This window comes from Mycoplasma sp. Pen4 (assembly GCF_014352955.1).
Classification (GTDB): domain Bacteria; phylum Bacillota_I; class Bacilli_A; order Mycoplasmatales; family Metamycoplasmataceae; genus Mycoplasmopsis.
The window spans coordinates 505,825-526,682 of the sequence record NZ_CP060691.1 but is presented as its reverse complement, the minus strand read 5'-3'; the positions used below and the strand labels follow the sequence as shown (position 1 = coordinate 526,682).

Here is a 20,858-nt window from a genome sequence, read left to right as displayed (position 1 = left end):
GATTTTATAAAAGGATTCATTGAGCATTTTTATTAGCAATACTTAATGCTGGATTTTTTGGTGCATATGTATTGTCAATAAACTTGCTAGGTGACTTTATTTTGTACATTATTTACATTTTATTATTCATATTCTTGTGAATAAAAGAAAAATACAAAAATAAGATAAAAGTTTATAGAACTAATTGAATTGTTTGAGTATTTATTGTCATTTTATTTGGAATATTATTTGCAATATTCTGATTTGCAATTCCTAAAATAACAGATATATATTTATCAAACATTGGATCTACAGCAACTTTTGGTTCAGATTTTGTGAATAAAACATGAGGAAAGATCATAGTGATTTCAATAGATGTTCTACTTGTTATTTGCGCATTAATGATGATTTTAGGTTTTACTGAATCATGAATTATGTGACAATTCAAAAACATATTATCAATCATTTTCTTCTCTAGTTTAGGTGTAATAAATTGAAGTGTTGTAATAATCAATATTTGTTTCTTATTACTTTCAATGTATATTTTTGTAATTAAAATCACTAATAAAAACGTACATATCGCAATTACAGGGCCGGGTTGTGTTGGTAAAACAACAATTTTAAAAAAGACCCAGCTTCAAGAATTTATAAAAAACAATAATTTTGAATTAATTGATGAAAGAGACTATATCGAAGGCGAAAACAACTACATTAAAAGTTTGAAAGGAGAATTACCTTTCATTGAGTCTCAAAAAATGTTTTTCACAAATCAAGCCAAATTTATCAATGATATGGAAGTTTTAGATAAGTATGTTGGCAAAAATGTTATTTTAGATCGACACATGGTCGATAGTTTCTTATATGGTGACGTTTTAATTGAAGAAAAAGCAATCACAGATTCAAAAGAAATTAAATTATGAAAGAGATTAAAGTTTTGAAATAAGTGGTTTTTATTAACCAAACCAAAGTTGGATTTATTAATTATTTTTACTGTAGATAATTACGCAAAAATAAGAGAAAGAAGAATTAATTCAGCAAAAAACGGTGATCAAAGACGTTCACTTGAAAATCAACACATTGATTTATACGAAAAGTTTTATAACAAATATAATCAAAATGAAGAATGATACAAAATAGCTAAAAAAATCTCGAAGAAAATAGTGTGAATATATAATGTTAAAACACCTGGTGAAGTATCAAACGAATTATTAATTGAATTGAAAAAGGCTATAAAAAACAATTAAAGAATAAAACCAATTAATCGCAAATTGATTTAATGTTTTTTGTTTAGGCAAATGATGTGAATTGTTTGCCTTTTATTATTGCGGTTTTGATTGTTTATAACTATGTCCAAGTGTTTTTAGTTTTTGCTTTGCAACCTTAATATAAGCCAATAAAACACAAGCAAAAGTGGTATAATTATGATAACTTAATATGTAATATTAAACCTTATATTTTCAGGAGTAATTATGGAGAAAATTTACAATCACAAAGATGTTGTAAAAGGCATAGAAAAGAAATGACAAGATAAGAAATATTTCCAAACACACGATGAAGCAAAAAGACCATTTACTGTTATTTTACCCCCACCGAATGTGACTGGAAAATTACACCTTGGTCATGCTCTTGATGTATTTATTGCTGACACAATCATTAGACACAAAAAACTAACTGGTTATGATGTTTTATGATTACCAGGGATGGATCATGCCGGAATTGCGACACAATCTAAAGTTGAAGATGTACTTTACAAAAATGAAGGATTAACTCGTCTTGATTTAGGTAGAGAGAAATTTATTGAGCGTGTTTGAGATTGAAAGAAAGAATATGCTGAATTATTTAGAAAACAATGAGCAGCAGTTGGATTAGCACTTGATTATCAAAATGAACGTTTCACTTTAGATCAGAAAGCTAATGATGCTGTTAACAAGGTTTTCATTGATCTTTACAATAAAGGCTTAATCTACAAAGGTGTTAGAGCAATTAATTGAGACGTTAAGTTACAAACAGCGCTTTCTAACATTGAAGTAAACAATGAACCAACACAACAAAAAATGTACTACATTAAATACCGTGTTAAAGATACAGATCAAGATTTAGTTATTGCAACAGTTAGAACAGAGACATTATTATCTGACGTTGCCGTAGTGTTCAATCCAAATGACGAACGTTATCAATCATTACTTGGAAAATCTGTAATTCACCCAGTTACTAAGAAAGAATTACCGATTATTGCAGATGAATATGTTGATCCCGCATTTGGTACTGGTTTAATGAAACTTTCAGCTCATGCTGAAGTTGATATTGACATTATTAAAAAGATTGGTTTAGAAATAATTGAAACAATCGATAAAAAAGGATTTATTAATGCTCCTGATTCACAATTTGATAAATTAGAACGTTTTGAAGCAAGAGAAGCAATTGCGCAATATCTTGTAGAAAACAATTATTTAGAAAAAGTTGAAGAAGTAAACTCAAATGTTGGTATTTCAGATCGTTCAAAAACATCGGTAGAAGTATTGGTCTTACCACAATGATTTGTTAAAATGGATCATTTTAGAGATTTAATTTTAAACGATTTAGACTCAGGTCATGGAGTTGGTTTCTTACCTAAAAGATTCGAATTAACAATGCGCCAATGAATGGAAAATGTTCATGACTGAACAATTTCGCGTCAATTATGATGGGGTCATCAAATTCCTGCATGATATGATGAACAAGGCAATGTTAAAGTTCAAGTAGAATCACCTGGAGAAGGATGAACACAAGATCCCGATGTACTTGATACATGATTTTCATCTGGTTTAGCTCCATTCAGTTTCCTTGGTTGACCTGAAAATGATGCTAAATTAGATCGTTATTATCCGACTAGTTTATTAGTAACTGGTTATGACATTATCTTTTTCTGAGTAGCTCGTATGTATTTCTTCGGTTTAGAATTCATGGACAAAAAACCATTTGATAATGTGCTGCTTCATGGACTTATTCGTGATGCACAAGGCCGTAAAATGTCTAAATCACTTAACAATGGTGTTGATCCAATGGATTTAATTGATGAATATGGTTCTGATGCTTTAAGATGATTCTTAATCACAAATACAACACCTGGATTAGATATTCGTTTCTCAACTGAAAAAGTTGAAGCTGCATGAAGAGTTAATAATAAACTTTGAAACGTTGCAAAATACATCAACGATTTACCAAACAATGATATCGAGCAAACAGATGCTGATAAATGAATTTTAGATAAGTTAAGTAAACTTAGTGAAAGAATTAACCAAATGATGGAAACTTATGAGTTTACCGTTGTTGCCAATGATATTTACCACTACTTATTTGATGATTTAAGTGGTTGATATATTGAGTTTTTAAAGAGTGCATATTCTAAACAAGCAGCACTTGATGTGCTTGCTAAAACATTAGTGGTATTACATCCATTTATGCCATTTATTACAGATAGAATATACACAGATGTTTTTGGACAAGAACTATTAGAACAAGAATGACCTAAATTTAATGATGATTACAATGTTAAATATATTGACTTAATCACAGAAGTTGTATCTGAGTTAAGAAAATATCGTGAAGAGAATAAGATTTCTAAGAAAGAATCACTATGCTATAGTTTAGAAAATAAGGTTCCTGCAGTAGCAATTGAAACAATTAACAAAATGACAAATGCAGAATACAAAGATAACAACGATTACTTAGTTGCTTTATCAGAAAACAATTTATACATTGAACAATCTGCTGAAACAAAAGAAACTAATAAACAATTATTAATACAAAAAATTGCTAAGGTTGAATTTGAAATTAAAAGAGCTTCTCAAATACTTCAAAATCCTAATTTCGTTGCCAAAGCGCCTGCTGACAAAGTAAAAGCAGAACAAGATAAGTTAGAAAAGTATAAGGAAGAATTACAACAATACTTGGAGGAATTAAAATGCAAATATTAAGTGGAAAAGAACTTGCTAAAAGCGAATTAGCAAAATTAAAACAAGAATTAGAAAGCTTTGATTTAGATCGTAAAATTCGTCTTGCTATTGTCCAAGTAGGAGACAATGAAGCTTCAAATAAATATGTTGCTCGTAAAATCGCAGTTGCTGAAGATTTAGGAATTGAAGCAACATTATATAAATTTGATGAAAATATTGAACAAGATAAATTATTGAAGAAAATGGATCGTATTAACGATAAAAATGATGGTATTATCATTCAATTGCCATTACCTAAACATTTACCTACACAAGTTATTTTAGATGCAGTACCATATAATAAAGATATTGATGGTTTATCAACAAAAAACGAATTCAGACTTTACAATGATTCTAAAGATAAACACTTTGTTCCTGCAACAGCAAGAGGTGTTTTAGAATTAATGAAACATTACAATATTGATGTTAAAAATAAAAAAGTTTGTGTTGTTGGTCGTTCACATGTAGTTGGAAAACCATTAGCTCACATTATTAAACGTCAAGGCGCAACAGTTGCAACATACAATGAAGACACTGGTATCAAAGGTGTTGAAACAGGTGATATTGTTATTGTGGCTATCGGTGTTGCAAAATTCGTAAAAGCACATAATCTTAAAAAAGATGCAATTGTTATCGACGTTGGTACAAACTTAGACAACCAATTAACAAAAGAATTATGTGGTGATGTAGACTTTGAAGATGTAAAAGACAAAGTATCTGCTATCACACCAGTGCCTGGTGGTGTTGGTCCAATGACTGTTATGGCACTTATGAAAAACTTAATTGATATACTTAAATAGTCCTTGAGACTATTTTTTATTTGCCTTAATTCAAGTCGCAAAATAAAACACAAGTTAAATAACTTGTGCCTCTTGATCATCTAATTATTTATTATAAATCAATGTTTTTAACATATTTAGCGTGTGTTTGAATAAACTCACGTCTTGGTTCAACTCTTTCACCCATTAATGTTTCAAAGATTAAATCTGCACGATATGCATCTTCAACTTGTACTTGTAACATTTTACGTTTTTCAGGGTCCATTGTTGTCTCTCAAAGTTGCTCTGGATCCATTTCCCCAAGTCCTTTGTAACGTTGAATAGTAATTTTATTAGCTGGATTTAATTTTGCCATAATTTCATCTTTTTGCTCATCGTTGTAAGCATATTCAACTATCTTACCTTGTTGGATTTTGTAAAGAGGTGGTTGAGCAATATAGATAAATCCGTTTTCAATTAATGACTTAAAGTATCTATAGAAGAATGTAAGGAGTAATGTTCTAATGTGAGCACCATCGACATCGGCATCAGTCATAATGACAATTTTGTGATATCTTAATTTGTTAATATTGAAGTTATCACCTAAACCTGTTCCAAGAGCAGTAATTAATGAAAGAATTTCTTCATTAGCTAAAACTTTTTCTTGACGTGATTTTTCAACATTAATGATTTTTCCACGTAATGGTAAGATTGCTTGAGTTTTTCTATCTCTACCCATTTTAGCCGATCCACCAGCCGAGTTCCCTTCGACTATGTAAAGTTCTGAGATTTCAGCGTTTTTAGATGTACAATCTGATAATTTTCCTGGTAAACCACCTGATTCAAATACATTTTTTCTACGAGCATTTTCACGTGCTGCATTTGAAGCTAAACGCCCTTTTCTTGCAGTTACAGCAATATCAAGTACTTTTTTAGCAACTTCTGGGTTTTCATTTAAGAAACGTTCATAAATAGGACTTAAAACTTTATTAACTGCTTGACGAGCATCTTTTGAACCTAATTTACCTTTTGTTTGTCCTTCGAATTCAGGATCAGGGTGTTTAATTGAAATAACAGCAGTAACACCTTCGATTAAGTCGTCACGAGTGAATTTTTCACTATCAGATTTGATTACACCTTTTTCTATTGCATAGTTGTTTACAAGACGCATTAAAGCATCATAGAAACCTGATACGTGTGATCCACCTTCATGTGTTGAAATATTGTTTGTATATGAAATAATGTTTCCACGATATAAGTCTGAAAGATATTGTAAAGCAACTTCAACACCAATGACTACTTCTTCATCTTTTTGGTTTTTTGTAGAATATTCACCTTCAGCATAAATAACATCTGTAACCGGTTTATAACCTTCATTTAATTCATGTACATAATCAATAATACCATTGTCGTATTGGAAATCAACTGTTGTATTATCTCTTAAATCAGTAACAGAGACATATAAACCTTTGTTTAAGTGTGCTATTTGTTTTGCATGGTCAATTATTAATTCTTTGTCAAATGGAAGTTTTTCCATTACAAGGTAATCAGGATGGAATTGAATTTTTGTACCAGTTTCTTCAAGTGCACATTCACCAATTACGTGTGTTGATTGAATTGTTTTTCCACCATTTGCAAATTCAGCATAGTGAACTTTTCCATTACGCTTAACTCATGCTTTAAACGAATCTGATAACGCATTAACAACACTAGCTCCAACCCCGTGAAGCCCACCACTTACTTTGTAGGCATTTGATTCAAATTTACCACCGGCATTAAGCTTTGTTAAAACAACTTCAAGTGCACTAATTTTAAATCTTTCATGTGTATCAACAGGGATACCACGACCGTTATCTTCAACAATAATTGAGTTATCAGGTGTTATTGTTATATCAATTCTAGATGCGAAACCTGCCATACATTCATCAACAGAGTTATCAACAATCTCTCACACTAAGTGGTGAAGTCCTGTTTTAGATGTTGACCCAATGTACATACCTGGTCTTTTACGAACGTGTTCAAGTCCTTCTAAGAACTGAATATTACTCGCATTATATGTTTGATTTTTATCAGTTGGCATATTACTCCTTTTTAAAATATTTAATAAATATTTATATTTATTAAATTATATAATTTTATTAGAAAAAAACACACTCAAGGGGTGTGTTTTTTAACTCTATCTCATAGTGAAAAGAGTTTTTTATTAAGATTTTCCGAAAACTTCTTTAAGTCCAATGTTTCAAAAACCTAAATGATTTTCTCTTGCATATGTTTGTGCTTCTAAAATTGTTTTATAAAAAGCTTTTTCGATTTCACCTTTAGCTTTAAATTTACCTGAATTACTTATATATGCAACACGTGCATAACCATCTCTAACCATTTGTACAGAAAGTTCTGTTTCATTATTCATATCTTGATTAGTGAAAAATAATGCTATTCAACGACCATAATGATCTTCAGTGCTTTTGTATAAGTAAATTAAACCGGCATTTTTTCTAATTAATTCTGTAAAGTAAATTTTAGCTTTTTCTCCTCATTCTGCTTCGTATTTTGCTAAATGTCTATCTTTTTCAGGATTATTTTTAAGCGTTTCAGGTGTGTCAACGCCTCTGAAACGCACTCCGGTTGATTTTTCTCTTGTTTCTCCTGAATCATCTTCAACAATCGAGATCAATAATTTTGATCCAAATTTTACACCATTAGAAGGATTATTATAGAAAGGACCATAAATAGTATCACCGTCTGCAATTCTATTAACCAATGCATAACCTTGTGGTAAATTATCTCGAATGAAATTTCTTCATTTTGTTACTATTTCTCTTTGTTTGCTAATAAAACTTAAATTACCGTTTTTTGTTATATCCAAGTAATTTCCGAGTTCGTCAAGTGCTTTTGATAAAACGTTATTCTTAAATGTTATAAATTGATTTTCAGCAAGATCTTGATTTTTTGAGATCAAGTAATTATTCATCTTATTAATAGCTGAATAATCAATATTTAGTTCTGAGAATTCATTTTGGATTTTTTGTAGTTTATTATCAGTTTTATTTAATATTAAATTTACATTCTGAATGAATGTATCTTTATTTTCTAAAACTTTTAAATCTATATCATTGTTGTTTTGGTTTTCTTCTATTAGTTCGATATCTCTGATTTTTGTTTGCAATAAATCATTTAATAAATCATTTTCTTTGTTTTGTAGAATAATATTATTCAACTCATTTTTATATTCTTTTATTGGGTTATCATTTGTTTTATCTGGTGTTTCAGTTTTTGTTGGATTGTCATTTTCTGCAATAACTGAATTGTTTGTTTTGCACGATGTGATTAGCGCCACTTGTGAGAGTGTTGCTAAGGAACCAATCATTATTCGACTAAATCATTTTAATTTCATTAAACTCCTTATATCTATATTGTAAATATATTGCTTAGTTTTACAAATAATGAACAAAAAAGAAGGAATTTTCCATATTCCTTCCATATTATTTAGTTAATTTTATTGTGCTCTATCGTTTGAACCGAATTCAATAATTTTTTCTTTTACCACTTGGCACATTGCCTCGAAACCAGGTTTGTATAGTTTACGTGGATCATAATTTTTACCTTTTAAGTCATTTCCATCAATAATGAATTCTCTAATTGCTTTATGGTTAGCTTGTTGCAATTCAGTATTAACATTAATTTTTGTAACTCCCATTGAAATAGCTTTTTGAATTTGTTCTTTAGGAATACCACTACCACCATGTAATACAATTCCTAAACCTGTATTTTGTGAAAGTTCACTTAGTGCATCAAAATTAAGTCCTTGTCAATTTTTAGGATATGGGCCATGGATATTTCCGATACCAGCAGCAAGAACTGTAATACCTAATTTAGCCATTTTACGTGATTGTTTAACATCAGCAATTTCGCCAGCACCAATCACTCCATCCTCTTCACCGCCAATTGATCCAACTTCTGCTTCAATTGACATATTTTTTTGTTTTGTTAAGTGAACAAGTTGATTTGTTAATTCATAATTTTCTTCAAATGGTAATGATGATCCATCAAACATAATTGATGTGAAACCTTCTGATTTAATAGCTTCTACACATCCATCATAAGTTCCATGGTCTAAGTGAAGCGCAACTGGAATTTTAATTTTTAAATCTTTTAATAGACCTAAAATCATTCCTGACACAGTGTTAAAACCACCCATGTATTTTAATGCACCTTCACTAACTCCTAAAATAACAGGAGAGTTCATTTCTTCACATGTTAATAAAATTGCTTTTGCTCATTCTAAGTTATTGATATTAAAGTGAGGCACAGCATATTTGTTTTTACGTGCTCTTTTGAGCATGTCTTTTGCATTTACTAAAGCCATAATGCCTCCTATTAGATATTTCTAGCAACTCATTTGTTTTGAGCAGGTACTCATTCGAATCTTTTATCTACTGTTAAAAGACGGTGTAATTCACCCATTTTTGTTTCACGAATTTTGTCATATGTAGTTGTTGGTGTAACAAATTTTTCTACTCATGAATCTTTTAATTCTTCTTCAACTTTGTCAAAGATATCGTAGAATGAATATTCTTTTGAAGGGTCTTGTGAAACTGTTGCAATTGCAATATCAAGCATTGTTTTTGTTGTTATTTTTTTGTTTGTATCTGTCATGATAATCTCCTATTATTTCTTTTCTAAATTATATAACTTTAAAAAGTTATTACATTGAATCTGGTGCACTAACACCAATTAAACTAAGTCCTAGTCTTAAAACTGTTTGAACATCTTTAACTAGTAAAGCATAAGCGGCTTCAAATTCGTTTCCAATTAACTTTGTCTCAGCATAAAAACTATTAAATACTTTAGCTAAGTCGATTAAGTATTGTGTCATTAGGTTAACTTTTGATGTATTCACGATTGTTTTAATAATTTCAACAAATTCATCTAAATGTAAAATGACTTTTTTGGCTTTTTCAGTTAATTGAACATTTTCATCGAATTTTGGTTCTTTAAGTTTTTCAAGTAATGATACTGTTCTTGAGTGTGCATATTGCACAATGTAAACTGGGTTGTTTGAATCGTGTGAGTTAGCAAAATCAATATCAAAATCAAATTTATTGTTGATTTCTCTTGTTAACATCATAAATCTAATTACATCAGAATTAGATACATCTAACAAGTCAGCAAGTGTAACTGATGTACCTGCTCTTTTTGACATTTTAAATTCTTGTCCATCCTTAATAAGTCTAACTAATTGAATTGTTAATACATCAAGGTTATCAGGATTGTATCCTAAACATTGCATTGCTATTTTCATTCTTGCAATGTACCCAGAGTGATCCGCTCCTCAAATGTTGATTAATTTGTCACATTTATCAAATTTTGTTTTGTGGTAAGCGATATCGGGTGTTAAGTAAGTATATGAACCGTCACTCTTAATTAGAACACGATCTTTGTCATCGCCATATTCGGTTGTTTTAAGGAATAATGCTCCATCTTGTGTATAACAATTTGGTTTAAGTTTTTCAATAACTGGTTGAATTAAACCATCATCTTTGAGTTTTTTCTCAGATGAGAAAGTATTAAAACTTACATTGAAATCATTTAAGTCTGATTTGATTTTATCTAAAAGAATTTTAGTTGCAATAGTTTTGAATTCTTCACGTTTTGTTTCGTTGTATTCAACAAAGTAATCACCATATTGATCTTTAATTTGTTGTGCTGCTCAAATAATATCATTTCCTCTGTAGCAGTCTTCTGGCATTTCGGTTTGAATACCAAATAATTCAAGATATCTAACTCTTGCTGATGCTTCTAAAATATTAATTTGATTTCCTGCATCATTTACATAATATTCTGCTTCAACATCATAACCAGCATGTCTTAAAACTCTAACTAGTGAATCACCAAATGCTGCACCACGTGCATGCCCAACGTGTAAGAAACCTGTTGGATTAGCAGAAACAAACTCAACATTAATTGGAGTTTTGTTAATATAACTTCCACCATAAAGATGTTTATTTTTTGCAATTTCTAATAAAACAAATTCAAATGCTTTTGGACTTAAAACAATGTTAATAAACCCAGGCATTGAAACATCTACTCTTACAAATAAATCATCTTTAGCTAATTCACTTGCTACTTTTTCAGCAATTGTAAATGGCGCTGCTTTAACGTATTGTTTTAATAAGAAAGCTATATTTGTTGAGTAATTATAAACAACTTGATCTTGGTTCATTTTTTCAGGAATATTTGGTTCTGTAATATTGAATTTTAAATTTTCTGCATTAAATTCACTACTTAAAAAACCTTCATTATGAAAATTATTCAAAACATTGACAATCGCATTTTTAACTAATTGTTTTAGTGACATTTTGCTCCTTTTTATAGACTTATTAAATATTTTTTATATTATATAAAAATTCGCATTTTTTCTTAGTATTTAAAGTGAAACTTTTATCGTTTATTTTGGGGGATATTGAACTAAAATTGAACTAATTTAGCAACTGCAATTAATGTATAATTTAAATATGCTTAAAGTATATGTTTGCGGTCCGACCGTGTACAATGATGTACATATCGGGAATTTGCGTCCAATTATAACAATGGACTTAATGTTAAAATCTGCTAGATTTTTGGGTATTGAGTTTAACTTTATACACAATATCACAGATATAGATGACAAAATTATTAATAAAGCTTCTGAATTGGGAGTTTCAGAAGAAGTGATTGCTGAAAAGTATTCAAAACAATATTTAGAGTTGCTTAAAAATTTTAATATTGACACTATTTCTAAGGTTGAATATGTTACTAAAAACCTTAATGTTATCACTCGTTTCATTGGTGATTTAATACACCATAAAGCGGCTTATACAGATGATGACGGAAATGTTTGATTTGATGTAAAAAAATACAAAAGACACTATGGTGTAGTATCTAATCAAGATTTAGATAAGATGAATTTTGAAGATCATGATCACAAAAAACGTTATAATGCTGATTTCGCGCTTTGAAAAAATACTACACATGGAATTAAATATGAATCACCTTTTGGTGCCGGTAGACCTGGATGACATACTGAATGTTGCGCATTGATCTTAAAGAATTTCGGAGTAGAAGGTGTTGATATCCATGGTGGTGGGATGGATTTAACATTTCCACACCATGAAAACGAAGCAATTCAATATTTTGCATTAACAAAACATCAGTTAGCCAAAAAATGATTACGTACTGGTCAAATTAATCTAAATGGAATTAAAATGTCTAAGTCATTGCAAAATGTTGTTTTAGCAAAGGGTTTTCTTGAAGAACACAATCCTGATGTTTTAAAAATGATATTTTTATTAAATGGTTTGACAAGTATTATTGATGTTAATGATGACGCTTTTGCCAATGTAGAAGCAATATTTAGAAAAATTAAAAGAGTTTACTTTAATGCAAAATTACAAAATGTTGATTTAGATGATTATGATGTTTTCTTAGTTGAAAAAACACTTTATTCAGTCTTTGAAGGAAAATTTAGTGACTTCAATAAAAGTGTTAATGACATTATTAAATTAATCAATACACAAAAAGATTCAAAATATATTGCTTCATTAATTGCAATTTTCAACACTCTTGGATTTGGTTTTAAGGATTTTGACTTTGATAAGTTTATCGAAATTTATAATCAATGACGTGAATTGCTTGCTGAAAAAGATTATGAAACAGCAGATAAAGTTAGAGCAATATTAATGGAAAATCACTTAATTTAGGAAGAAAATGAATAAAAACTATAATAAAAAACCAAAAAATAAAAACAACTCATTTGATAACAAAAAAAGCAATCAAACAAAGTTTAGACAAGAATCTAAAGTAGATAACATAATTAAAATTTGCGGTAAGAATTCTGTTTTAGATGCATATAATAATGGATTTAAATTTGATCTTATAAGACTAGCACATAGTGATAATAAAAAATATTTTAACGATGATATCAAAATAGAGATTGTCGATAAAAGTTTCTTAGATTCAGAAACAAGAGAAAATCATCAAGGTTTTGTAGCATATACCAAACCTAGTTCAATAAACTATCAAGGCGTTGAGTACTTAATTAAACACAACCCTAAAGTTATTTTAGTACTTGATCATATTCAAGACCCTCATAATTTAGGTGCAATTATCCGTACTGCCAATGCAGCCGGTGTAAAACATATCATTTTACCAAAAGATAATTGCGCTGATTTAAATGCTACAGCAATCAAGATTTCATCAGGCGGTTTTGTTGGAATGAACTTCTACAAAGTTAATAGTTTATCTGCAACATTGACAAAACTTAAGAAATCAGGATATTGAGTATATGCAACAACATTAAATCCGCAAGCACTCCCACACATAAAAGTTACATACAACACACCTTTAATAATAGTGGTAGGAAATGAAGGAGATGGAGTTTCAAAAAGTGTTTTATCAGTTACTGATCAAAGTGTTTATATCGAACAATTTGGTTCAGTCCAGTCATTAAATGTTTCTGTAGCAACTGGTATTGTGCTTTTTGATGCAATCAATAAACTTGACTAAAGATAATACCGCTTCAAAAGAGTATCTTTATTCATTCTTACTTTTAAGTACAAATATTTTAATTGTTAGGTTTGAAAAATTACTATTTGCATTCACTAATATACATGAACAAAATATTAAGAATTTAGCTCATAAAATTCAGTGAATGACAGGTAGTGGTGAATTTGAAATTGATGAAATTATTAATCAAATTTGAAGTCAATTTGAAACCGTTATATGTGATTTATATTCTTGTGAACTAGATAGAAAAAATCGCAAAATAGTTCATTTAAGTTCATTGAATAATCAAAAAATCAACTCATTTAACTCTTTCAAAAATATCTTCTGATATTTGATTAAAATAAAAACTTTAAACTACTTTAATTGTTTAAATAATTCTCAATATACCTTTGAAAATTCATTAAAAAATAAAGGTGAATCATTTAGGAATATTATTAATTTACGCACTCATTTTAACATTGAAACCTATGATAAAGGTGCAAAAGTTTCTAAAGATAAAACTTTAATAGATGAAATTCAAATACAAGCAGCAAAAGATAATATTGAAAAATTAAATAAGAAAATAAAATTTTTAAATGAGACTAACCAACTACTTAAAAGTTATGCAATATCATAAAAATCAATGGGTCTACTTTATTTATTAAAGTAGGCTCATTTTTAGTTGAATGTGTTAAAATTTAACTATGAAAAAAAATAAGATTGCAATAGCATGTGAAATGTGCAGAAAAAAGAATTATTCAACAAATAAATCTAATGGAAATATGGCTAGAATTGAAATTAAAAAGTTCTGTCCACATTGTAAGGAACATACATTACACAAAGAGGAAATTTAATGTCTCAAAATTCAAATACACAGTTACAAAATAATTCACAAAAACCACCTCGTAAGAAAATATACTTCTTCCGTAAAGTGGTTAAAGATATCAAACGTGTTAGATGACCATCTGCTAAGACTAACTGACATAATATGATTAAAATAATTGTTTTTACAATCTTATTTACTTTATTTGTTTATGGTGTTTCAATTGGTTTCACTCACTTATGATCTATTTTAGGATCAACGCCAACAAATTAAATTTAAATTCTGAAAGGATTAAATATGACTAATTTTAAATGATATATGATCTCAACTGTTAGAGGAAAAGAAGATCAAGTTTTAGAAGCTTTAAACAACCGTATTATTGCTGAAAATGTTGCAGATTGTTTTAATGCAGAAGCATGTGAAACAGGTGCTTTTAAAATCTTTAAAAAACCTACATTAACAGCTAAAGAAATTGAGAAAAAACGTTTAGGTGAACCATACAAAATTAAATATGTAAATATCTACCCAGGATATATTTTCGCAAATATGGATATTACAGATGAAGCTTGATATGTTGTACGTAACACACAAAATGTTACAGGGATCATCGGATCATCAGGTAAGGGAGCTAAACCAACACCAGTTTCATTACGTGAAATCAAGAAAATGATTAGAACTGAAGAAGAAGCATTAGAATTATTCAACCTTGGTAAAAACTTACTTGGTCTTAAAATTAATGATCTTGTTGAAATTATTGATGGACCATTCAAAGGTGAAATCGGTGTTATTAAAGTTTTAGATGTTGAAAAGAACGAAGCAGTTGTTGAAATCGAATCATTCGGTAAGAAAACACCAATTGAATTAAGTTTAGACGTTTTAAAACAAACTGATGAATATTAATATTAAATAATGATAATCATGTTGCAAAGCATGATTTTTTTATGCAAAAGAAAAAACCCTATACCATAGATGTATAAGGTTTGATTTTAATATAATTTTTTAATTTCTTCCATGACTGAAATAAGTTTAGATTGATTATACCTGTCTCATTGTGTGTGACCTGCTGTGGCAACAAAATTAAGCTTGCAATTATTTAATTGTTTAGCTAATAAATATGCTCCAACCGGACGTGTATCAACATCGCAACGACCGTGCACAATGTGAGTAGGAATATCTTTAATTATGTGTGCATTGTTTAAAATAAAATTATCTTCAGGTAAGAATGATTTATTTATAAAGTAATGCGATTCCATAATGGCGATTTGATAATCTGCAATTTTATCAGATTTAAAAGGTTTAGGTTTATGAACACTAACTAGTGATGACTCCCATTCAGAGAAGTATTTAGCTGCAACATAGGCATTTTCATCTCTTTTAATTAGAACATTATAGTATTTTTCTAGTATTGAATTACCAGGGAAACCTTTAATATAATTTGCATATTTTTCAAATGCTTCTGGATAAAAGAAACTAGCACCTTTTTCATATAAAAAGTCAACATCCTCTTGACGAGCTAAGAAAATACCTCTCAACACTAAATGTAAGACATTTTGTGGATATTTGATGGCGTAACATAAAGATAATGTTGTACCTCAACTACCACCAAATAAAATGATTTTATTAAGGTTTAAATGTTTTCTTAATTTTTCAATATCTTCTACTAAATCTCAAGTAGTATTATTTGTTAATTCTGCTGTTGGTAAACTTTTACCACAACCACGTTGATCTAAAAGTATAATTTTGTAATAATTAGGATCAAAGAAACGACGGCACTTTGGGTTTGTTGATCCACCTGGGCCACCATGTATAAAGAAAACGGGAACACCATTTGGGTTACCGCTAACTTCATAATATATTTGATGTAGTGAATCAACTTTTAAATAATCTTGAACATAAGGTTCAATTTCATTATAAAGTTTCATATTTATTATTTTTCGTTTCTTCTTGATAAAACAATGTGTCCGTCTTCTGTAACTAAAACATCATCTTCGATTCTTGCTCCACCGAATCCTTCGATGTAAATTCCTGGTTCAACAGTTAATACCATTCCTGGTTCTAACACTCACTCTGACATAGGTGAGATAGAAGGTCATTCATGAACATCAATACCAAGTCCATGACCTGTTGAGTGAACAAAATATTCACCATAACCTTTTGCTTTAATGTAATCACGACAAGCTTTATCAACTTCTGAAGCTTTAATTCCAGGACGAACAATTTTTCTTCCTTCAGCAGCTGCTTCTTTTACAATGTTTAAAATTTCAAGCATTTTAGGATCGGCATCTTTTTCATCACCTAAAATAAATGTTCTTGTGATGTCTGCTGTGTATCCGTGATATTGTGCTCCAAAATCAACTTTTAATAATGAACCTGCAACAAGTTTTTTATCTGTTGTGTGGTGGTGTGGCTCTGCTGATGAAGCTGCAGTTGCAATAATTTCATCAAAACCTTCTTTTTCAGCACCATGTTTCTTCATTAAATAGTTAAGTCATGCACCTGCTTCTTTTTCAGTAATGCCAGGTTTAACTCATTCTTTAAATTCTGCTAATGCTGTAAGTGAGATATCAATAGCTTTTTGTAATGTTTCGATTTCTTTTTCTGATTTAAGAACTCTTAATGCTTGTGCATCAACTCATTCAATGTGCTCTGGGTTTACCATTTTAACAATTCTATTTTCGACTTCTTTTGTTAAGTAGTTTTTTTCTAAAGCGATTTTTTTGAATCCTTTATTTTTAAATCATTCAGCAAGTGAATTGCCTTTGATTAAAACGATATCAACATTTTTGGCATTGTTTTGTGCGTATTCAATGTAACGTCCATCAACAAATAATGTTGCTTTGTCTTTTTCAATGGCAATAAAACCATCTGATGTTTGAACATCAGCATATCATAATCTAGTTTGAGGGGCTTCAGAAATTAAAACTTCTACTCCTGTTTTTTCAAACATTTCATCTAATTTAATTCTGTTCATTTCGTCTCCTATAAATAAATTTATATATATTATAAACCTTTATAAAAAAACCTAGACAAATGCCTAAGTTAATATTATTATTAATTTTATTGAAAAGAGCTATGCTTATTTCTTTTCTTTATGGTTTGTGTGTGCGTTGCATTTAGCGCAGTATTTGTTAAGTTCCACTTTTTCTGGGTGGTTCTTTTTGTTTTTCTTAGAAATGTAGTTTTCCATTTTGCATTCAGCACAAACTAATGTGTAACCTTCTCTTGCCATAATAGCTCCTTTACTTGATTTTTAAATATATTTAAATAAGTCTTTTATATTATAAACAAAAAATGCATTTTTCTAAATTTTTTTAGTGCAGTCTATTTGTTTAATAAAAGTTCAATTTCTTCTTTGTAGATTGGACCAGTTTCCGGAACTGGTGTTTCAAGAATTATTGGCATGTTTTCAAAATCTGGATCATGAACAAATCTTTTTAAAGCTTCTGTACCAATACATCCTGTACCAATATTTGCGTGTCTATCTTTGTGCGACATAATTTCGTTTTTAGAATCATTCAAGTGAATAACTTTAATTTCTTTTAGTAAATCTCATTGCTTCAATTCGTTTTTAAAATTCTCATAATCTTTAATATCATATCCTGCATCTCAAATGTGACATGTATCAAGACAAACTTTAATACGATCTGAGTTTGTTCATTTAAGAATATGAGAAATTTGCTCTAAATTAATTCCAACTTCTGTACCTTTACCAGACATTGTTTCAATACAAATCACAACATCTTTGGTGTTTGCCAATACTTCATTTAGACTATCAACTAATGTGTCTAATGCTTCTTCAGTTTCATAACCAACTGATGCACCAGGGTGTAGAACTAATCACTTTAACCCAATATAATTCATTCTATTAATTTCTTCGATTAAGAAATCAATTGCAAATCTTGCTTTATCAGGATTAGATGGGTTAATAATGTATGGAGCATGCACAACAATGTTTTCAAGTGGCATTTTGTCTTGATATTTTGATAAATATTCTTCTAATTTATATTTCGATACATCAACACGTCTTGCGTTTTGTGGTGCTCCTAAATAAATCATCATAGCATTAGCATTATATGAAAGTGATTCTTCAACTGCGCCAACTAGATAATTTGGAGCTTTAAATGAAACGTGTGAACCTAATTTAATCATTTTCCTCCTTTGAAATTGTGTCATTATTGTTTATATTTTTAGCTTTATTTTTAGATTGTTTTTTATCTGAAACTTGTTTTTGGATTTGTGTTAAGAAAGACCCAGCAATAACCCCAGAAGGAATGGCAATAATTGCGATACCTAACAATGACATTAAAGCCACTAAAGCACGTGCTATTGGTGCATGTGGTACATAATCACCATATCCAATTGTTGTTAGTGTAATTGTAGCAAAGTAAATTGAATCCATGAAACTTTGTACGTATCCATTTGAAATTGAGTTAAATTCATTTTCTCAATTAGTTTTTTGAGTTCATGCTTGAACATCATTATCAGCAGGTTTTCAATTATTCATGAAATCATTAAATGCTTTGATGATGTCAATATTATTATTTTGAATTTTGTTTCAGTCAGCAACTTTAGTATATGAACTATAATTTGGATCATTTAAAATTGTCGCTGGAGCGATGTTTTCTTTAATTCATGAAACTTGTTGTTGTTTAAGATATTCTAATTCATTATTTCAAATTAATAATGCAAAAATGAAGATAACAACAACAATTAAAAGAAAGATATAAGATAAAGTTGATTTTTGTTTTTCAAAGACACCTGAAATGATTTTGAATGGTGTGAATAAGGTTAATATAAAGAAGAATCTAACTACCTTTAAGGCATTAAGAGTTTTAAAACCATTAAAGAAATTGTAAATTGGTGTCTTTCTATAATTATCTAATTCATTATTGCTTAAGAAATAAGTCACAGCATTTAATGAAGATAAAATACATAAAAGTATAATGATACCTTTGAATGAAAAAATGTATTTTAAAGTCATTTTTCACAGTGGTTTTTGTATTTCAGTATGGCGATATTTATATGTTGCCATATGTAGTCCATAGTCAATAATAAATAATAGTAGTGTAATGATTTGTAACGCTACAATAAAGCGTTCTCAGTGAATGTAACCTAGTGCAGTAGTAGGTATTTCAATCAAGAAAACAAATGAAGCAAAACATGCAATTGAAACTGCAATAGCATATGCAAATGTTCAAAATGTAATCCCTCTTTTATGTTTTTCAAGATCACTAGGCACATCCCGTTTTGATCAAACAACCAATGACAAAGCAGTTAAAAAGTTTTTTCTGTTTAAAAAAATGTCATTAATTGCATCGTTTTTATTAAAAAATTTCTTCATAACTATATTATATTTAATTCTAAGGTAGATTTTATAGTTTTATCAAAACAAAAAACGCTTGGATTAAGCGCTTTTGGTTCTTTCTCACTATTTTGATTGCTCACCATCAATTAATTCAAGTTCAACAACTTTGGTTTGAACTTCATTATCTTTTAATTGTGTTTCAATCATTCTTTCAATTTCTAATCCGATTAGTGGATAATCGATAAAAATTTTACTTGCATATGTTTTAAGATTGTCATAAATTGACTGATAACCGATGTCAGTTAAACGTAAAGTATTTTTAGTTGAACGGTTTGATAAAGAAACAAATGTTTCATGTGATGAACACACTACATTTCAATATTTGTTGTTTTTTGCATAAGTAATAATGTTACTAATATCTTCTGGTTTTCTTTTTGGATGAACTTGACATTTAGCATGATTAACTTGTAAATCACGACAAGCTTGTTCAAACCCTTCGTAACGTTCTGTTTTTTGAATATCGGTTAACTTTTGATCTTCTAAAAAGATATATTTCTTTTCTTTTTGATCCATAGGTGTTTTAGCAATGAAAGTCTTAGTTAACTCATAGAATGCTTTCTTTTCATCTGTTGTGATTCATGAAACTCCAGGAACTTCATGTCCATATACAACAATTGAAACATCTGTAACATTACGTAAATATGTGAATAATTCACGATCATATTTATTAACAAACAACACGATAGATGTTGGTTTTCATGATAAAACGTACCTAACAGTTTCTATATAATCTCTTGTTTCGTCCTTTGTGTAGGTTGTAGTCACTCTACGACCTGATTTCATACATGCAGCGATAATACCGTTGATGATTTGGTTATAGTAATTATGTCCATAAATTGGTGAAATAACAAAAACTGAAGTATCCTTACCTTTGATGATACGAGCACCATGGTTAGGAACATATTCGTTTTGATCAATAATGGCGCTGATTTTTTGTCTAGTTTTTTTAGAAACGTAACCATTATTGTAGAAACGACTAATTGTCGATATAGAAACTCCAGCAAGAACTGAAATATCTTTGTATGATATTGGTTTTTTCATAATTTAATTATATTAAATTTATGCAAAAACGTTTTGCACATAGTCAAAAAAGTTTTTTAATATTTTTTTATTCATTTTTTATTATGGAAATGCAACAAAAAATATTATTTTGTGCTACAAATAACGTTGAAAAATTAACATAAAAATTCCACATTTTAACCAAAAAACCATAATAATAGATGTTTTTGATTTCCACATTTTTTCTCAAAAAATGCTTTTTAAGCAAAAAACGACAAATTACACCTTAATTTCAAAATAAAAGAAAAAGCTCCGAAGAGCTTTTAAATTATTACGTGAAAGGCGATTTTATATTCCGCAAGCAGCGATATCTTGTAGATATCTCATTCTTTAGTTTCCTAAAGCACTGATAACATTATAAGACATTTTTAAAGAAT

The 20,858-nt window shown here is 29.3% G+C and carries 21 protein-coding genes; 9 read left to right on the top strand and 12 right to left on the bottom strand.

Annotated elements, in window-relative coordinates; genetic code table 4:
- Nucleotides 1-172 precede the first annotated feature (172 nt).
- Entirely contained in the window at nt 173-340 is a 168-nt protein-coding gene (locus H9M94_RS01915; RefSeq protein ID WP_187469293.1) for a hypothetical protein, read from the bottom strand.
- Nucleotide 341: 1 nt separating this feature from the next.
- Between H9M94_RS01915 and H9M94_RS01910 the strand changes: the two genes are divergently transcribed.
- The 3 genes from H9M94_RS01910 to H9M94_RS01900 all read left to right on the top strand — a co-directional run bounded on the left by H9M94_RS01910 (nt 342) and on the right by H9M94_RS01900 (nt 4,753).
- Complete coding sequence (locus H9M94_RS01910) at nt 342-1,223, top strand: hypothetical protein (RefSeq protein ID WP_187469292.1); 882 nt, start codon at nt 342-344, stop codon at nt 1,221-1,223.
- Nucleotides 1,224-1,448: 225 nt separating this feature from the next.
- A complete protein-coding gene (locus H9M94_RS01905) occupies nt 1,449-3,935 on the top strand; it encodes a valine--tRNA ligase (protein ID WP_187469291.1) in 2,487 nt (828 codons plus the stop codon).
- On the top strand, nt 3,923-4,753 hold the full coding sequence (locus H9M94_RS01900; RefSeq protein WP_187469290.1) for a bifunctional 5,10-methylenetetrahydrofolate dehydrogenase/5,10-methenyltetrahydrofolate cyclohydrolase: 831 nt from the start codon (nt 3,923-3,925) through the stop codon (nt 4,751-4,753). The genes H9M94_RS01905 and H9M94_RS01900 overlap by 13 nt, the downstream gene beginning before the upstream one ends.
- Nucleotides 4,754-4,844: 91 nt before the next feature.
- Here H9M94_RS01900 and H9M94_RS01895 read toward each other — a convergent pair whose 3' ends face one another.
- The 5 genes from H9M94_RS01895 to argS form a co-directional block, all read right to left on the bottom strand.
- The gene (locus H9M94_RS01895) at nt 4,845-6,791 is read right to left on the bottom strand and encodes a DNA topoisomerase subunit B (protein WP_187469289.1); all 1,947 of its coding nucleotides are present in this window, start codon (nt 6,789-6,791) and stop codon (nt 4,845-4,847) included.
- Between the two features lie 123 nt (nt 6,792-6,914).
- A complete protein-coding gene (locus H9M94_RS01890) occupies nt 6,915-8,105 on the bottom strand; it encodes a thermonuclease family protein (protein WP_187469288.1) in 1,191 nt (396 codons plus the stop codon).
- A gap of 102 nt (nt 8,106-8,207) precedes the next feature.
- Complete coding sequence (gene fba / locus H9M94_RS01885; RefSeq protein ID WP_187469287.1) at nt 8,208-9,077, bottom strand: class II fructose-1,6-bisphosphate aldolase; 870 nt, start codon at nt 9,075-9,077, stop codon at nt 8,208-8,210.
- 11 nt (nt 9,078-9,088) lie between these two features.
- A complete protein-coding gene (locus tag H9M94_RS01880) occupies nt 9,089-9,367 on the bottom strand; it encodes a hypothetical protein (RefSeq protein WP_255483436.1) in 279 nt (92 codons plus the stop codon).
- 49 nt (nt 9,368-9,416) lie between these two features.
- Nucleotides 9,417-11,069: an arginine--tRNA ligase gene (gene argS, locus H9M94_RS01875; RefSeq protein ID WP_187469286.1), complete on the bottom strand. Its 1,653-nt coding sequence runs from the start codon at nt 11,067-11,069 to the stop codon at nt 9,417-9,419.
- 157 nt (nt 11,070-11,226) lie between these two features.
- Between argS and H9M94_RS01870 the strand changes: the two genes are divergently transcribed.
- The 6 genes from H9M94_RS01870 to nusG all read left to right on the top strand — a co-directional run bounded on the left by H9M94_RS01870 (nt 11,227) and on the right by nusG (nt 14,957).
- Nucleotides 11,227-12,450 carry a class I tRNA ligase family protein gene (locus tag H9M94_RS01870; RefSeq protein ID WP_187469285.1) on the top strand — a complete coding sequence of 408 codons (1,224 nt, stop codon included), beginning with the start codon at nt 11,227-11,229 and terminating at the stop codon, nt 12,448-12,450.
- Nucleotides 12,451-12,457: 7 nt separating this feature from the next.
- Nucleotides 12,458-13,255, top strand: coding sequence for a 23S rRNA (guanosine(2251)-2'-O)-methyltransferase RlmB (gene rlmB / locus H9M94_RS01865; protein WP_187469284.1), 798 nt, complete (start codon nt 12,458-12,460; stop codon nt 13,253-13,255).
- On the top strand, nt 13,233-13,871 hold the full coding sequence (locus H9M94_RS01860) for a hypothetical protein (protein ID WP_187469283.1): 639 nt from the start codon (nt 13,233-13,235) through the stop codon (nt 13,869-13,871). The genes rlmB and H9M94_RS01860 overlap by 23 nt, the downstream gene beginning before the upstream one ends.
- A 67-nt stretch (nt 13,872-13,938) precedes the next feature.
- A complete protein-coding gene (gene rpmG, locus H9M94_RS01855; protein WP_187469282.1) occupies nt 13,939-14,088 on the top strand; it encodes a 50S ribosomal protein L33 in 150 nt (49 codons plus the stop codon).
- Complete coding sequence (gene secE / locus H9M94_RS01850; RefSeq protein ID WP_187469281.1) at nt 14,088-14,330, top strand: preprotein translocase subunit SecE; 243 nt, start codon at nt 14,088-14,090, stop codon at nt 14,328-14,330. Before rpmG (H9M94_RS01855) ends, secE begins: the two co-directional genes overlap by 1 nt.
- 24 nt (nt 14,331-14,354) lie before the next feature.
- Nucleotides 14,355-14,957 (top strand): transcription termination/antitermination protein NusG, encoded by a 603-nt coding sequence (gene nusG, locus H9M94_RS01845; protein ID WP_187469280.1) that lies wholly within the window; start codon nt 14,355-14,357, stop codon nt 14,955-14,957.
- 86 nt (nt 14,958-15,043) lie between these two features.
- Here nusG and pip read toward each other — a convergent pair whose 3' ends face one another.
- The 6 genes from pip to H9M94_RS01815 form a co-directional block, all read right to left on the bottom strand.
- The gene (gene pip / locus H9M94_RS01840; protein ID WP_187469279.1) at nt 15,044-15,979 is read right to left on the bottom strand and encodes a prolyl aminopeptidase; all 936 of its coding nucleotides are present in this window, start codon (nt 15,977-15,979) and stop codon (nt 15,044-15,046) included.
- Between the two features lie 5 nt (nt 15,980-15,984).
- The gene (locus tag H9M94_RS01835; RefSeq protein ID WP_187469278.1) at nt 15,985-17,028 is read right to left on the bottom strand and encodes a M24 family metallopeptidase; all 1,044 of its coding nucleotides are present in this window, start codon (nt 17,026-17,028) and stop codon (nt 15,985-15,987) included.
- 105 nt (nt 17,029-17,133) lie between these two features.
- Nucleotides 17,134-17,286, bottom strand: coding sequence for a 50S ribosomal protein L33 (gene rpmG / locus H9M94_RS01830; RefSeq protein ID WP_187469277.1), 153 nt, complete (start codon nt 17,284-17,286; stop codon nt 17,134-17,136).
- Between the two features lie 92 nt (nt 17,287-17,378).
- Entirely contained in the window at nt 17,379-18,206 is an 828-nt protein-coding gene (locus tag H9M94_RS01825) for a deoxyribonuclease IV (protein WP_187469276.1), read from the bottom strand.
- Nucleotides 18,199-19,398 (bottom strand): potassium channel family protein, encoded by a 1,200-nt coding sequence (locus H9M94_RS01820; protein WP_222931573.1) that lies wholly within the window; start codon nt 19,396-19,398, stop codon nt 18,199-18,201. The genes H9M94_RS01825 and H9M94_RS01820 overlap by 8 nt, the downstream gene beginning before the upstream one ends.
- A gap of 87 nt (nt 19,399-19,485) precedes the next feature.
- Nucleotides 19,486-20,463: a LacI family DNA-binding transcriptional regulator gene (locus tag H9M94_RS01815; RefSeq protein ID WP_187469275.1), complete on the bottom strand. Its 978-nt coding sequence runs from the start codon at nt 20,461-20,463 to the stop codon at nt 19,486-19,488.
- Between the last annotated feature and the right edge of the window lie 395 nt (nt 20,464-20,858).